The sequence below is a fragment of the Candidatus Diapherotrites archaeon genome (assembly GCA_016205145.1).
In the GTDB taxonomy this organism is placed as follows: domain Archaea; phylum Iainarchaeota; class Iainarchaeia; order Iainarchaeales; family JACQJH01; genus JACQJH01.
Map to the genome: position 1 here is coordinate 318,853 of JACQJH010000002.1, position 14,995 is coordinate 333,847.

Here is a 14,995-nt window from a genome sequence, read left to right on the forward strand (position 1 = left end):
CCTTACTTTTTCTTTGTCGAAATAATGTCGTTAATCGTGCAGCCGCCGTACCTTTGCGCAATGCACGCGTTGTTGTAAACCTTGAGCTTGCAGAAAACCGGTGCGAAACCCGCAGAACAGCCCGTTTCGCCGATCTGGGCAGCTACAGACTGCTGGACCGGCCTTGTCTTGCCGCCGGCTTTCACAAGCGTTTCAAGCTCGAACCTGTAAAGGCCCAGTTGTTTGGAATCAAATGTGAAAGTGAAATTGTCGGATACCGGTGCAGCCTCGGTCTTGCCGTCCGGCAGGGTAACTTTCACGTTAAAGCCTTCAATGTCGCTGGCTGCCCTTGGGTCGGCTTCGCCAAGAAGCGGCCCGTAAGCGCCGACTTCGCTGAAGCCGGATGCAATGCAGCCGTTCTGGAGAATGACTTTCTTGAACAATGTGCAGGAGTCGGTTGAACCGCCCGCGCATTCCACAACGTTTGCATTCAAAGTGTCCTTCGGGGCCTCGGCAGCGGAACCCATGACTACAGCAGAGTATTTTCCGTTGATTTTGTAGAGGCCATTGGGCAAAGTCGAATAATACAGGTTTTGGGAAGCGGAATAATTGCACTTGCCGCCGAAATCCTCGAGAATCACGCCGGTCGGCGCCAATGCCGAATGCTTTGATTCTTCTGAAGTGGTGCAGGAAAGCCTGCCGCCGAAATCATAGCAGACGACACCCGCCACGCCCGCAAACACAAAGCCCTTGCCTGTAAGTTTTCCTTTCTGGCCCTGCTCCGCTCCAACAAGGATTGAGCCGCTGAAACTGCCGCAGCCGTTCTCGCAGGTCGAACTCCCGTCAGGGTTTGTTTTCTTGCCGTTGCAGAACATGCCTGCGGCCTCGCATTCGTTCGGCGGGGGATTTTCCTTGCATGTCACGCTGCAGGACTGCTCGTATTTCGCGCAATAGTCGCCGCCGTAACTGCCGGAAACGACTTGCGTGCATTGCGTTGTGCATTCAGTCTTGCATTCCCCGGTGCCCTGCGCTGAAACAGCGAAAAAAAGCGCGCCGAAAAAGCCTATTGTCAAAGCCAAAGCCAGTGTCCTTTTCATAAAGCCAACTCCAATTGTCCATTACATCGGATAAGCATTAAAAACCTCATCCGCTCCTCGGGGGAAAAACCGTTCCAACGTCTGTCGGCGGCTTGGGCGGGTCGGCGCAGCCTGAAGCATTAAATGTGCATGACGCATTGCATGCAAGGGTTCCGCCGCTGAAGCCGAGCGATGCGCAGGTCTTGCCGTTGAGGTTGCTGCCCTCGCATTCCTCGCCGGGTTCAAGCTTGTTGTTGCCGCATACATAGTTTGCGCAGCCGCTCTTGTCGAGTTTGCAGGAAGCCGAGCATTTGAGGGTTCCGCCGTCAAAGCCGAATCCTGTGCAGGTTTGCGTGCCAAAATCGGTTTTGTCGCATTCCTCCCCAATTTCTTTCACGCCATTGCCGCAGACCGCGTCGGTGCAGACATTGTTCTTGCACAGTTTTCCTGCCAGGCAGTCGGCATCGGAACTGCAGAATTTCACCGTGCCGGAGTCAAGGGCACAGCCTTCCGAAGATTTGTCGCTTTCAACGCCGCCGGAAAGGGCGGTTATCTGATAACAGTATTCCGTGCCGCTGGTTGTTGCAGTGTCAGCATAGCTTGTCTCAACAGTTGAACCGATCGGGGAACTGCCGACAGAGGGTTTTGACCGGTAAATGTTGTATGACAATGGGCCTGAAATCTGCGAGCCATCCGTGTTCTGCGTGGGCGCCTGCCATTGGATTATGACCGAAGCCGCGACAAGCGGCAGGACAAGCAGCAGGACAATTCCGATGAAAATTTTTTTACCCGCCATTGTTTTCACCCCGTGTTTTTGCAGCGCTCCGAAATTTTAAGGTTTTTGCAGTTCGGGGACGTGAGATTTGACTTGCAGGCATCCCACCACGTGTCACAGAATTCCTTCTGGCTTGTCGTGCCATCAAGCGTGGGCGGCCTCGGCTTGGGCGCGCCCTTGAAATTAAAATTATTTTCCGGCGAGAAGTTTGTCATGAAAGTGGTCAGTTTGCCTAATGACAGATAGGTCATCTGGCCTGCCGCCGACCATTTTGGCTTGGCGGAGGAAATCCCGAGGGGCGGCGAAGGTATGGGCGTGCTCGCATAGCAGCTGCCGTACAATGATGAAACACCGCCTGGCAGGCTGCATGAAACGGGCCAGAATTGCTCTTCGCCCGCCTGCCAGGAAAGGTTAAAATGGATTTTCAGGGTGTTTTGTGCCGGAATCCCGTCCGGATACGGGAATTCTGCTTGCAGTCTGCGCCCTCCCTGAATTTCACCCAAGGTTACCGTTGAACCGTTAGCCGGCCCCGGAAGGTTTGGCGCGGCGTAATACACTTGAACTGTTTTTTCGCTCCAAGGCCCGCAGTCCGAGAACGTTGAGCCGGTTTTTGTCTTGCATGCCCTGCCTTTGAAGGCGTAGGGGCCGATTGCCGGAAAGCCCCGTGAAAAAACCCCGGAACGCGGAATTGTTTCGGAGATGCTGGTTGTGGCGTTCACGCGCGAAACAGGATAAGTGTAGCCCGGATAAATGTAGTTCAGCGGAGTGAGCACGAATTCAAAATACTTTGCCGCCTGCGAAACCGTGGCGCTTATTTGGATGCCGTCGGAGAGGTCTTCGGTTGCGCCGGGCGAAGTCATGGTCAGGGCAGCTCCAGTGCAGTCCTTTGAACAGTTGGCCTGGGTTTCGCCTGATTCGCAGGCATTGTTGCCGCAGACCGAGGAAATGCAGGCGCCGTTTGAACAGCCGAGCGGGCAGACAGTCCCGATTTCCGAATAACACTGGGCGTCCGGCGGAAGGTAACATGACTTCAAATTCCCGTTCAGGCAGTAACTTGTGCCCGGAGTGCAGGCATCGGTGCAGGTCTTGCACTGCGCGTTCGCACAGCCTTTCGTGCATGTTTCGGTTGTGACCCATTTCTTGCAGCCGTTCACAATCCGGCATTCCTGGAGGTTGCTGCCGGAGCACTGGTAGGAAGTTGCAATGGAACACTCGTCAGTGCATGATTGCGGGACGCACGCGCCAGCGGAGCAGCCGTTGGAGCATTCTTCCACTTTTTCCGTGAGGCCGTATATGCTGACGCCCGGTGCCCGCGGCGGATTGTAATTCTTGTGGCATGCGTACAGGTCTCCGCTAACGCACGCCTTTTCCCCTTCAACATTGCAGCGATTGCCAACCAAAGCCCCGTCTTCACACCACCAGTCTAATGCGCCGATCGCAAACTGCAGTGCCCTTCCATCCGGCGCGCAAAAACCTTCTTCAATCGAATGCGCATTCTGACAACGATCATTAACATTACCATTAAACGGCGGATTGATCTGGCCTTTGGTAAAAAGGCTCGGCCCAAAAGGGTCGTAATACCACGTAACCGGTGCCCCGCTGGCGTCAATCGCGTTAAAAGGTTCAAATTCAGACGCGGTCCGCGTGGCGGATACAACAGTGTTATCGCTGTCAGTGCATGTCGCGGCGGCGGCTTCCGCCACAAAAAAGGACAGTAACAGGATAGCAATCGCCCAAACAACATTTCTGCAATTCATTTCCTTTTACCCCGTTTAATTTGTGCTTTTCCCTTAATTTCTTTTTTTGCTTTCGGCTTTGCCCCCGGCTTCAATGGTTTTGCAGCCGGCCCGGGCTTTTGCGCCTGGCTTTGCGTGAAAGGCATTGCCATGGACGGCTGAGGCTCCGTTGCCGGCAGCAGGCGCGAATCGCCTTGCATTGTTTTTTCGCTTCCGCCGCCTGCGTGGGTTTTGGGTTTCCTGCTTATCATGAACAGGAAGCCGACCGCAGCCATAAACAGCGCGCCGAGCACGGCGATGGTCAGGTAGAATTCAAGCTGGCTCACCATTGGTTTCGGGAAAGGCGACGGCTTGGGCGCCTGCACCGGGCCCGGAGCAGGAGCCTGCGGCACTGCAGAACGCGGCCTTTCCGCTGGCAGCGGGGGTTCGGAGAATTGGTTGAAGTAGTTCACGATTGCGGGAACAGTGTTTTTTGCCGTGATTTTTATTTCATAGTTTTTTTGCGGTTCCGCCGCGATTTCAACCGTGTACGTTTCCTGTTCGGGCGTGAATTCCGGTATGCGCAGCAATACTGTGCCGTTGACGGAAATTTTGACGTCCAAGAGCTTTTTGACCGAAGTGTCAACCGAAAATTGGAGCACCAGCACCGCGCCATTCGAACCGTCTTTCGGCGCGACTGAAACAATGGTTATCGGCTGTTGCGGAACGGAATTTTGCGCCGGCGCATTCGCGTCCGGGGAGGATTGCGCGAACACGGCGGAAGCAAGCATGGCAAAAAACAGCACTGCTATGGTTTTACCCCATCGCAAAAATTACCCCCGCCTGCAAACCACTTATATGTTAATTCATTTTCGTATTTAAATGTTCCATCCGCCAAAACCGCCGGCATTGTTTTGGCGTGGGCGGAAAAAAACGGGAAAACATGGAATACGATTTTAATCAAAACAGGGAATACCATTTTAATCTAGTTTTGCGTTTTTGTATGCTATGGACCGGAGCTTTCAGGCGCTTGTTGCATTGTCATTTTTGCTTGCCGGCATTGCCACAAGCGGCTTCATTTACATTGCCAATCCGCTTGCTTTGCACCAGGACTCGTTCGACCATCTGGCGCTCGCAAAAATAATCAGGGACGACGGAAAGCTCGTATACCGGTACCCTTACGGCGATGGCTACAGGGATGAGAATCCCCTGCTTAACCCTGAACCGGGTTTCCATGTCTGGCTCGCCTCGCTTCTTGTCGTGACAAACCTGCATGAAACCCTGCTGGGCGCAATCCTGCCGTCAATCATCACTTTTCTCCTGGCAACCGGCACTTTTGTTTTCGCGAGAAGGCTTTTCGGAAGCGGTTTGGCGGGCGTTTTCTGCGCAATTGCGGTTGTCGGCATGAGGAGCAGCAGGCTTTTTTTGGGTCCCCAGTTCCTGGTGCCCATGGCAGTCGGCACGGCGTTGATTCCGTTCAACCTGTTTTTTTTCATTAAAGCCTGGAAGCAGAAACGCTTCATTGTCCTTTCAGGCATCACTTTTTTTGCCAGCGCCCTTATCCACCCGGTTTATGCGATAATCCTTTTGCCGGCGTTTGCATTGCTGATGCTGTCCGACCTGAAAAAAGTGAAGCGGAATGCCGTGATTTTTCTGGGCGGGGGCGCAATCCTGCTTTACCTGTCAAGGTTTTTCGCCACGTTTCTGAAAATCAATCCAAACCAGGAATGGGTTCCGTTCCTTTTGGATTTGCTGTCAAGGCTGCGGATTCCGCCCTGGAGGCCGGAGGAAAGGCTGCTTGAAATTTCAGGGTATTCAAACCTGCTTGTCGTGGGCCTGGCCGGGGCCGGCGTTTGCGCAGTTGCCCTGATTGTCCTGGCAAAAGTGCTGGCCGCATTGTCAAAAAAGGGCAACAGGCTTGCCGGGCTGTACAATGAAAAGATGCCCGCCATTTGCCTGTATGCTGTTTTCATGGCGGCATTGTTTTTGGAGTTCAGGTTGAGCGGCTTCTCTTTCCTTGCGCCGGGAGCGCGCGTCTACCAGGCCGTGGGGTATTTCGTGATGCTTTTCGCAGGGTTTGGGCTGTATGCTTTGTTCAGGTTTGCCGAAAGCTTCGGCAGCATGAAAGAGGAGGGCCCTGCACTGAGCCTTGTTTCCGTGGCATTTGCCATAGTCCTCGCGTTCGCGGTTTTTTCAACCGCTATTTCAATGGATGCGGAAAAGCTTGGCTCGAAACCGGGGCCAATCGACCTGGAATTTTTCAGCTGGGTTGACAAAAACGTGCCGAAAGAAGGGAACATTTACGTCTTTCCCGTGCTCGGCAAGGCGTTTTACCTTGAAACCCTGCGCAGGCCAAGCATAACCGAGGCCTCAAGGATGGGCCAGCCGCCGGAAACGATCCCCGAACTGTTCGATTTCCCGAAAGCGGATTGCGCGCAAAAGGAAAAGACCATGAAAAAATATTCGCTTGCGTTCGCGCATTCCTATGAGGAAATAGACTGCGAAAATTTCGGAAAGGTTTATTCCTACCTCAACCAGGGCCTTGAACAGAACTTCTTTTACCAGCTGCAGGCACAGGGCTGAGAAAACCGGCCGGAAATCATGGGCGCAATAAAATAAACCAGGCAATAAAATGGCTCAGAGTTGAGTTGAATCAACATTTGCTTCCGCTTCAGAAGGTGTTAACCTCATCATCGCCGCTAATAGGGGCTGCCGGACAGGTTAAAAAAATATGCAGGCCAGCCTAGTCGGTTGCCTCGAACTTTTTCAAGCCGAGCTCTCCCGCGAGTTTGGCGGGCATTTTGGCGAAATATTTCGACTTTCTTTCAATGACGCCCCACTGTTTTTTGTATGGCTCGTCCCCGACGCCAAGGTCGTAAAACTTTTTGCCGGCGCTGATGGCGTTGGCGATGTCTTTTGCGAGCAGGAAGGTTGCAATCGACCTGCTTTTGTGCTTTCTGTTCCACCAGCAGCCCAAGTAATAGGTTGTGCCGGCATCGCCCCCAAAACCGTCAAGGCAGATGTGCACGCCCAGAAGTTCCTTGCCGTCGTACGCGCTGAGCGTGCGCGCATGTTTTTCCCAGAGCAAAAGCCTGCGCTCAAAATCCGCTTTTTCTTCCTTCCAGAATTCCAAAAACCATTCTGCGCTTTTGCGGAGGCAGCCTTTCTCGTTTTCAACGAGCTTGACGTTTTCGTTTTTCCTTTCAAGCCTGCGCAGATCCGTTCTCAAATCCGAGTCCATGCCGAGGGCGTCAAAGCTTTGCGCAAGCGCGATTATGTTCGTCAGGGCGTCGGCGGCATCGGATTCAAAGCCGACCGGCGAGTCGGGATGCATGTCCCAGACAAAAAACGGCGCCGGCAGCGCCGCAACATCTTTTTTTTCAAGCCAGAAGTATGGCAAAAAATGCACGTCTTTCCAGTTCCAGTAAAAGTCGCCGTCGACGGGCAGCTCTTCAAATTCCGGTTTTTCACACCAGTGTTTGAGGCTTGAAGGATACATGACACAAGATTGAGGGCTTGCAGTTTAAAAGTTTTCGGAATGCCGGAGGGCACAGGGCCTGAATGCCGCCAATCCGCTTTTTATTGCCTTTTTTTGACAAATCCCTTTATGTGCGGCATCGCCGGATTTTTCGGTTTTCCTGACGCAAAAGCGAGGGCGGAAAAGGCGCTTGACTGCATGCAGGACAGGGGTTTGGACTGCCGCAAAGTCGTGGCTGAAAAGGAAAACGCCTTTGGCCATCTGCTTCACAGCGTCGTCGGCTCGGTTGAACAGCCATTGCGCGGAAAAGGCGTTTTCGCGTCAAACTGCGAAATCTACAACTGGAAAGAGCTTGCGAAAAGGCACAAAGCCGGGGCGCGCAACGATTCGGAGCTTGTGTTCAGGCTGCTGGAACGCGAAAACGGAACCGGAAAAACTTCGCTGGAAAAAACCCTCGCAGAACTGGACGGCATCTGGGCCTTCTCATACTGGCGCAGCGGAAAAGTTTTTCTGTCACGCGATTTGTTCGGCGTGAAACCGCTGTTCTATTCCATTGAAGGCGGGTTCTGCTTTGCATCCGAAAAAAAGGCCCTGGAGGCTGCAGGCGCTGTTTCGGGAATACGCGAACTCGACCCGAGGCACGTGCTTGTTTTCGACCTGAAAACGAAAAAGGCGGAATTCCTGAAGCGGCCTTTTTTGAAAATAAAAAAACTGCGGCTGGATGATGAGGGCGCGGAAAACCGGCTGATTGCCCTTCTATCAGATGCCGTGGAAAAGCGCGTGCCGGAAAAAAGCTTCGGCCTGCTTTTCAGCGGCGGCGTGGATTCGCTTGTGCTTGCAGTGCTGTTCAAAAAAATGAATCTGAAATTCAAGTGCTTTTTCGCTTTTGCCGAAGGCGCAGGCGAGCCGAAGGATTTGGCGTTCGCGCAAAAAGCCGCGCGTCGGTTGGACCTGGACCTTGAGACCGTTCCGGTCAAGCTGGATGAAGTGCCGGGCCTGCTTGAAAAAGTCGTGCCGCTCATCGAGTCAAGCGACCCCGTGCGCGCCGGCGTCGCGCTTCCGGTTTTTGCCGCCTGCCGAGAGGCGAAAAGGCACGGCGTGAAAGTCATTTTTTCCGGCCTCGGCGCTGACGAGATTTTCTGCGGCTATGCGCGCTTCAGGCAGTCGAACAGCCTGCAAAAAGACTCGCTGAACCTCCTGCTGCAGATGCACGAAAACGATTTGTACCGAGACGACGTGGTTTCAATGAACAACAGCATCGAATTGCGCCTCCCGTTCCTCGACAAAAGGCTCGCGGAATTCGCATTGTCGCTTCCGGACAGACAGAAGATTGAAGGCGAAAGGAACAAGGCCATCCTGAGAAACGCTGCGCTTGCACTCGGCATTCCGGCGGAATTTGCGGAGAGGGGGAAAATTGCGGCGCAATACGGCAGCAATTTCGACAAGGCCCTGGAACGGCTTGCCAAAAAAAGCGGCTCGCATGGAAAGGCGGCATTTCTCCAAAGGTTCGCGGCGCGCAAAAACATGAAGCTTGCCGCGCTGTTTTCCGGCGGCAAGGATTCGTGCCTCGCATTGTGGACAATGCAGCGCATGAACTATGAAATTTCCTGCCTTGTTTCAATCATTCCGGAAAACCCCGATTCGTTCATGTACCACAGGCCGGACGAAAGAATACTCGCATTGCAGGCCGAAGCGCTCGGCATCCCGCTTGTCGTGAAAAGGACAAAAGGCGAAAAGGAAAAGGAACTCGTTGAATTGAAGTCTGCTTTGGCGGAAGCCAAAAAAAAATTCGGAACCGAGGGCGCGGTTTCCGGCGCATTGTACAGCAACTACCAGCGCGACCGCATCCAGGAAATCTGCAACGATTTGCATTTGCGCCTGTTTTCGCCGCTGTGGCACAAAAAACAGGAAGAGGAACTGCTGGAGCTTGTTGACGCGGGCTTTGAATTTGTCATGATAAAAATCGCCGCGTATGGCCTTGACGAAAGCTGGTTGGGAAAGCCGGTCGGGAAAAAAGAAATTGAAAAGCTCGCGGCACTGGGCAGTAAAATCGGCTTCAATTGCGCGGGCGAGGGCGGCGAATTCGAATCATTGGTTTTGGACGCGCCCAACTTCAAAAAACGCCTGAAAATCGTTTCATCGGAAAAGAAAATGCGGAACGCGTTTTCCGGCGAACTCGAAATAAGGGAAATCGGGCTTGAAGCAAAGCCATGACAAAAAGCTATTTTGCGCGGTTTTTCCGTTTCATGTGAGAGAAAACGAAAAAAGCCGCGGCCGCAAGAATTGCAATGACGACAATCGCGTCAATGGCTGTTGTGAATTGCAGGATTACCTGCCAGTTTTCCTTCAATTGCATGCCCAGGAAAGTCAGAAATGCGCACCACACAAACGCGCCCGCGAAAGTGTAAGCGGAAAATTCCGCCAGATTCATTTTGCCGAGGCCGGCCGGAATCGAAATTATGTGCCTTACTGCCGGCAGGAGCCTGCCTATAAAAATGGTTTTCGCGCCGTGTTTTTGGAACCATTGTTCCGTCCACTTAAGGTGATGCTCATTCAGGAAAACGTATTTGCCGAATCGCAGGATAACCGGCCTGCCGAGTTTCATCCCGGCATAATAGGAGATAAGCGAGCCGAACAGGCTGCCGAGCGCGCCGACGAATGCGACAAGCCAGAAGTCCATTGCGCCGTTTGAAACAAGGAATCCCGCGAAAGGCATCACGAGTTCTGAAGGCAATGGCGTTATCATGCTTTCCAGGGCCATGAGAAGGAATATTCCCGGATAGCCGGCCGCCGAAATCAGGGCCGTGACGTGTTCCGCGATAAGTTCGACAAAAACCATGATTAACCCGCAGGAAACAAGCTAAACCGAAAAAGCATTTAAAGCGATTGCGGGCATGCAAATGCAACGAAAAGGCGGGTTATGCGCCAAGGCCGGTTTTCAGGCCTTTCAATTCCTTTTCGGAAAGCCTTCCCGATTTGACGTGCTTTCCGAGCAAAGCCGAATTGCCGAAAGGGTCCAGAAGTTCTATCGTGAAAGTAAGCTTTCCGTTTTCGGCCAGAGCAATTTTTTCCAGGAGCTTTTGCGCGTTCGCCTTTGTTTTCGGGTTCCCGGAGGAATTCTTTGCGGACTCCACCGCGCCCCTGAACCTTTCAAGCACGCCTTCGGCGTTTGAAACGAAGCCTTCGGACATCGGGCCCGGCTCGAGAGACAGGCCCAGTTCCGGAATCCTGATTGTTGCGGAGCTTGACCTCACGATTTTAGTCGGAATCTGGCCAGCGGATGAAATTTCCACCCAGAATTTTTTTGGTGCGTGGGTTTCAACTGAAAAGACATCGCTCAGCCTGAAACCGCATTTTCCGCAGGTTATCGTGGTGAAAAGCGCTTCGCCGAACAATGGTATTTTTTTTGCGATCTGCACGGACGAGGCTTTTCCGCCGCACTGCGGGCATTGCGTGAAAAGGTTCGCGGACAAGTCAAAGCACCTGAAAAAAATTGGTCGGCCCGGATTCAAACCATGCGGTTTTTTCAGCCGGACTCTCCGGCGTGGTAGACAAGCTCGTTTATTTTCCTGCGCAATTCTTCCTCGTCATCGTCGGCCTTCACGGTTTCATTCTGCATTGAAACCGTATTTCCAAGGACAGGACTGCCGGGGCGCTGCAATCTCAGCAGTTTCATTTCAAGCGAGTCAACCCTGCCCGAAAGCTCGGACTGCAGCCTTGAAATGCTTTCAACCTGCTGTTCAAGCGCCGCGGCAGCATTGAAATAAACCTCTCCCGGCTTGGCAGGCTGGGTGCTTGCGCCGGCCGCTTTTGCTTCCACCCATTCAGGCTTTTTTTTCGGCTTTGCCGCGGAAAGCAGTGCATTGCCGATTACAAGCGCCACGATCAGAACCACTAGAAAAGTGTTGACTGCCAAACCCCTCACCTGAAATAATTCGCAGCTATGTTCTTTTAACCTTTTTTTGAAGCCCTGAAGCGGAAAAGCCGTTCAGCGTTGGCGGTCGTCTGCTCTTCCACGCGGGAAATGGATTGGGAGTGGAGTTCCGCGATTTTTTCCGCGACCAGCGGAATCCACGCGGGAGAAGACTGCTTTCCTGAAAATGCGACGGGCGCGTCGGTTTCAAGCAGCAGGAGTTCCGGCGGAATTTCCTTCGCAACGGATGAAGCCTTTTTGCCCGAAATTATTGCCGGGCCGGCGCTCATGAAATATCCGAGGGCGGAGGCCCGCTTCACGGTTTCGGCGGAATTCGTGCACCAGTGCAGCAAAACCTTTCTGCAGCCCAGGCCTTCAAGCATGCTTAGGCATTCGCTGTCAGAATTGCGCGAATGCACGACAACCGGCTTTGAAGCCTTTTTCGCGAGGGCGGCGAAAAACCCGAAGGCTTCGGCCTGCAGTTTTTTTTCGGTTCCGCTTTTTGCACGCATGAAATCCAGGCCTACTTCGCCGATGCCGGCTGCGTTTCCAATGTTCTGCGAAACAAGCGCCCTGGCTTTTTCGATTTCGGCGGGCGGCATCGACAGCAAATCGGCGGGATGAATGCCGAGGCAAATCTCTATTTCGCTGAATTCCTGCGCAAGCAAAATGTGCTTTTGAATCGACAGAAGGTTTGTTGAGCAGGAAACGATTTTTTTTACGCGAGTCGCGCCGGCCTCACGCACCGCCGCTTCCGGCTCATTGAACCAGTCCAAGTGGCAGTGCGCGTCAACGAACATTCGCAAAAACGATTGCGGGAAAGGTTATAAAGCTTTTTTTGCAAGGAGTTGTTGGGAAAAACGATGCCTGAAAAAGAAAACCAGCCGGAGGAAACCGCTGAAGCTGGACCGGAAAAAAATCCGGAGCCGCAGAAAAATCCGGCGAAAAATTCCGCACAGCAAAAGCCGCCCGCGTATTTCTGGGCCCTGCTTGTAATCGCACTGCTTGTCGCGTTCGGCCTCATTGCAAAGCTTTCCGTGCCCGAACAGCAGTTGAAGCTCAAATCCCAGGATTCCGGGCCGCAACCGGAATATCTGCGCATCATTCTCATAACCTCGAAGGATTGCGTGGCGTGCGACAAGGAGCACTCGTTCATGGTTTTGCTGAAGCAGAACAAGATTCCGACGCAATTGCAGCAGTTCGACGCGAACAGCGCTGACGGAAGCAAGATATTGCGCGATTTCGGCATAAAGGATGTTCCGGTCGTGCTGGTCGGAAAGCCAACTATCAGCGACAAGTTCCTTGTGAAGACCAAGTCAAGCGGCTTCGCCAAGCTGGAGGACGTCATAAAGTTTTACCAGAAAACCAATCCAGGCATAGTCTTCACGGACAACACGATTGTGATTCCAGAGATCGGTTTTGACTCCGTGCCTAGGACGACTTTCCTGCAGGACAACGCGTCCTGCGGCAGCGCCAGCCAGGCGCAGGTTTTCGTCTTCACCGACCCGTACTGCGAAACATGCATTGTCTCGGAAGCCCTGCTCGACAAGTTCAGGCTCGACTTCAACTCCGATAACTCGAATGTTTCAATGGACTATTATTTCATTCCCACCACTTCCGCGGAGCTTGACGCCAAAAACAAGTCCACCGACGCAGCGCTTGCGGTCAACTACCTGCAATGCGCGCAAACCGCCCGCGGCCTTGACGCATTCAGGAAAAGCTTTTACACAACCTACTGCGGCTACATAGGCAAAGTCGAGGACAACAACCCCGATTACCTCACGTGCCGCATGCTGAACAACCGCTGGATGCAGCCGTTAACGCAGGAAGAGCTCGGCAAAAGGCTTGACGAGGCGAAAGTCAACAGGGACGTTTTCGACCAGTGCATTCCGCATGCCGGCGATGACATAGAATCGAACAAGGCATTGGCGGTCAAGGACAACATCGACGTGACCCCGCTTGCGGTGGTTGACTGCCAGTACAAGACGCCGGTGGAAAACCTCGCCTCGACTGTCTGCGCACTGCACCCGGAATTCCTGGCGTGCAAAAAATTCTCAGATTCAAATTCAACGTCCACGGCGCAGTGAACAAATTTGCCGACAAAGGCCTTTTTCCGCGATCTCGAACTGGTTGTGCTGGACAAAGTCTTCGACCCGCAGGAGGACTCTTTCCTGCTGGCTGAAACAATCGCGGGCCAGCCTTCCCTTGAAGGCAAACTCTGCATGGATATAGGCACGGGCTGCGGCATCCAGGCAATCGTCTGCGCAAAAAAAGGCGGAAACGTCCTCGCCGCAGACCTGGACGGAAAATGCGTTGAAAACGCCTTGCTCAACGCAAAACTTCTTGGGCTGCAGGAAAAAGTGAATGCAAAAAAAAGCGACCTTTTTTCGGCGGTTCCAAAAGGCAAAAAATTTGACCTCATTGTCTTCAACCCGCCTTACCTTCCCAGCAAAAAGCCGGAAATACTTGCATTGGATGGCGGAAAAAACGGCAGGGAAATCCTCGACAGGTTTTTGGCCGGACTCCCGCAAAGGCTTGCCCCGCGCGGCACTGCACTGTTCCTGCAGAGCTCTCTGAACGGCCTGCAAAAAACCAAAAAAAAGCTCAGGGAAAACGGCCTAGCCGGAAAAATCGTCGCAAGGCAAAAACTTTTTTTCGAGGAACTCGTGGTGTTCGAGGCAAACCACATGCCGCGCCATACTGCAAGCCCCTGAAATTTAAAAAAGAACCGGCATACTCGGCTTATTGCATCAGCAATAAGCCTTAGTTTCGCACCCGCCGGGCGAAACCGGCGAAAGAAGGCATAAAAGTTTTTGCGCACAATCTCTTTGCATGCCGGCAAATGTCACAGTTGAATTCGGGCTCGCGCAGTTGAAATACGAGCAGGCGAAGTCTCCGCAGGCGAAGCTTGAGGCCCTGCAGGAAATGTGGAAAAGCGCGCCCAGCCACAAGGGCGCCGAAAAACTGCGCGCGGAAATATCCAAAAAAATCGCGCAGGCGCGCCATGAAATAGAGAAGCAGCGCGACCAGCAGAAAAAGACCGCTTCAAAACAGGATCTGCACATAAAAAAGGAGGGCTGCGGGCAGATCGCGCTTGTCGGGTTTCCGAACAGCGGGAAAAGCTTCCTGCTCAAGGCGCTCACGAACGCCGACGTGGAAGTGGCGCCCTACCCTTTCACTACAAAAAAGCCCCAGGTCGGAATGGCCCCTTTCAGCGGAACCAAGCTCCAGATAGTTGAAGTGCCGGGCATAATCGAGGGCAGCTCGGAGGGCAGGGCTTCCGGCACGCAGTTTTTGGGCGCCGTGAGGAATGCCGACGCCATCGCGATAATCGTGACCGGAGGCAACGCACTGCACGAGCTTGCGGTCATAGAAAACGAGCTGAAGGCGGTGTACATTTTTGCAAACCGCGAAAAGCCCAAAATAGCCATAAAGCAGTCCGGCTTCAAGGGCATAACCGTTTCAGGGAAAACGTTTTTGAAAATCCCGGAAAAGGAATTCACCGAATTCCTGAAAAGCCACGGAATAAAAAACGCGTCCGTCATTCTCGGCGAGGAAACCACGATCGACAAGATTTCTGAAACCCTCAACGAAAAAATCGCATACAAAAAGGCGCTTGTGCTGGTGAACGTTTTTTCCGGGATGCCGGAAGAAAAAGCGCTTGCCGCCATAAGGAAAAAATGGAACACAATCGTTTATTCCGGGCCTTCGCCGGAATTCCTGGGAAACGTGAAAAACAGGATGTTCTCGATGCTTGGAAAAATACTTGTCTTCACGAAAAGGCCGGGGCAGGAACCGGACATGGATGAGCCGCTCATTTTGAAGGAAGGCGCGACAGCCAAAGACGTTGTCACTACCCTGCACAAGGACTTCGCGCAAAACCTCAAATTCGTCAGGGTATGGGGTTCGACGAGGTTTCCGGGCCAGAAGGTTTCAAAAAACTATAAAATGAAAAACATGGATGTCGTGGAAATCAGTTCCTAGCCGGTTTCGTCCGGCTGGTTCGACGACGGGTACGCCGCTACGCGCCGTACCCATCTGCTTTATTTTTTCTATTAA

The 14,995-nt window shown here is 53.0% G+C and carries 14 protein-coding genes; 5 read left to right on the forward strand and 9 right to left on the reverse strand.

Annotation, left to right across the window (positions count from 1 at the left end):
* Window positions 1-2: 2 nt before the first annotated feature.
* From HY394_04810 to HY394_04825, 4 genes are all read right to left on the reverse strand, one after another.
* A complete protein-coding gene (locus HY394_04810; GenBank protein MBI4053331.1) occupies window positions 3-1,076 on the reverse strand; it encodes a hypothetical protein in 1,074 nt (357 codons plus the stop codon).
* A 46-nt stretch (window positions 1,077-1,122) separates the two neighbouring features.
* Entirely contained in the window at window positions 1,123-1,851 is a 729-nt protein-coding gene (locus HY394_04815; protein ID MBI4053332.1) for a fibronectin type III domain-containing protein, read from the reverse strand.
* 5 nt (window positions 1,852-1,856) lie between these two features.
* Window positions 1,857-3,230 carry a hypothetical protein gene (locus tag HY394_04820; protein ID MBI4053333.1) on the reverse strand — a complete coding sequence of 458 codons (1,374 nt, stop codon included), beginning with the start codon at window positions 3,228-3,230 and terminating at the stop codon, window positions 1,857-1,859.
* A 353-nt stretch (window positions 3,231-3,583) separates the two neighbouring features.
* Entirely contained in the window at window positions 3,584-4,336 is a 753-nt protein-coding gene (locus tag HY394_04825; protein MBI4053334.1) for a hypothetical protein, read from the reverse strand.
* A 217-nt stretch (window positions 4,337-4,553) separates the two neighbouring features.
* Here HY394_04825 and HY394_04830 point away from each other — a divergent pair, with 217 nt between their 5' ends.
* Complete coding sequence (locus tag HY394_04830) at window positions 4,554-6,128, forward strand: hypothetical protein (GenBank protein MBI4053335.1); 1,575 nt, start codon at window positions 4,554-4,556, stop codon at window positions 6,126-6,128.
* A gap of 160 nt (window positions 6,129-6,288) precedes the next feature.
* Here the strand turns inward: HY394_04830 and HY394_04835 are convergent, their stop codons facing one another.
* Window positions 6,289-7,044: a GNAT family N-acetyltransferase gene (locus HY394_04835; GenBank protein ID MBI4053336.1), complete on the reverse strand. Its 756-nt coding sequence runs from the start codon at window positions 7,042-7,044 to the stop codon at window positions 6,289-6,291.
* A gap of 108 nt (window positions 7,045-7,152) precedes the next feature.
* Between HY394_04835 and HY394_04840 the strand changes: the two genes are divergently transcribed.
* Window positions 7,153-9,237, forward strand: a complete 2,085-nt coding sequence (locus HY394_04840; protein MBI4053337.1) for a diphthine--ammonia ligase — start codon at window positions 7,153-7,155, stop codon at window positions 9,235-9,237.
* A gap of 7 nt (window positions 9,238-9,244) precedes the next feature.
* Here HY394_04840 and HY394_04845 read toward each other — a convergent pair whose 3' ends face one another.
* From HY394_04845 to HY394_04860, 4 genes are all read right to left on the reverse strand, one after another.
* On the reverse strand, window positions 9,245-9,862 hold the full coding sequence (locus tag HY394_04845) for a DedA family protein (GenBank protein MBI4053338.1): 618 nt from the start codon (window positions 9,860-9,862) through the stop codon (window positions 9,245-9,247).
* Between the two features lie 79 nt (window positions 9,863-9,941).
* Entirely contained in the window at window positions 9,942-10,496 is a 555-nt protein-coding gene (locus tag HY394_04850; protein MBI4053339.1) for a ZPR1 zinc finger domain-containing protein, read from the reverse strand.
* A gap of 53 nt (window positions 10,497-10,549) precedes the next feature.
* A complete protein-coding gene (locus HY394_04855; GenBank protein MBI4053340.1) occupies window positions 10,550-10,948 on the reverse strand; it encodes a hypothetical protein in 399 nt (132 codons plus the stop codon).
* Between the two features lie 26 nt (window positions 10,949-10,974).
* Window positions 10,975-11,736, reverse strand: a complete 762-nt coding sequence (locus tag HY394_04860) for a TatD family hydrolase (GenBank protein ID MBI4053341.1) — start codon at window positions 11,734-11,736, stop codon at window positions 10,975-10,977.
* A gap of 63 nt (window positions 11,737-11,799) precedes the next feature.
* Here HY394_04860 and HY394_04865 point away from each other — a divergent pair, with 63 nt between their 5' ends.
* From HY394_04865 to HY394_04875, 3 genes are all read left to right on the forward strand, one after another.
* Complete coding sequence (locus tag HY394_04865) at window positions 11,800-13,023, forward strand: hypothetical protein (GenBank protein MBI4053342.1); 1,224 nt, start codon at window positions 11,800-11,802, stop codon at window positions 13,021-13,023.
* Between the two features lie 6 nt (window positions 13,024-13,029).
* Window positions 13,030-13,650, forward strand: a complete 621-nt coding sequence (locus tag HY394_04870) for a methyltransferase (GenBank protein MBI4053343.1) — start codon at window positions 13,030-13,032, stop codon at window positions 13,648-13,650.
* A 118-nt stretch (window positions 13,651-13,768) separates the two neighbouring features.
* Window positions 13,769-14,920 (forward strand): 50S ribosome-binding GTPase, encoded by a 1,152-nt coding sequence (locus tag HY394_04875; GenBank protein ID MBI4053344.1) that lies wholly within the window; start codon window positions 13,769-13,771, stop codon window positions 14,918-14,920.
* Window positions 14,921-14,995: the final 75 nt, after the last annotated feature.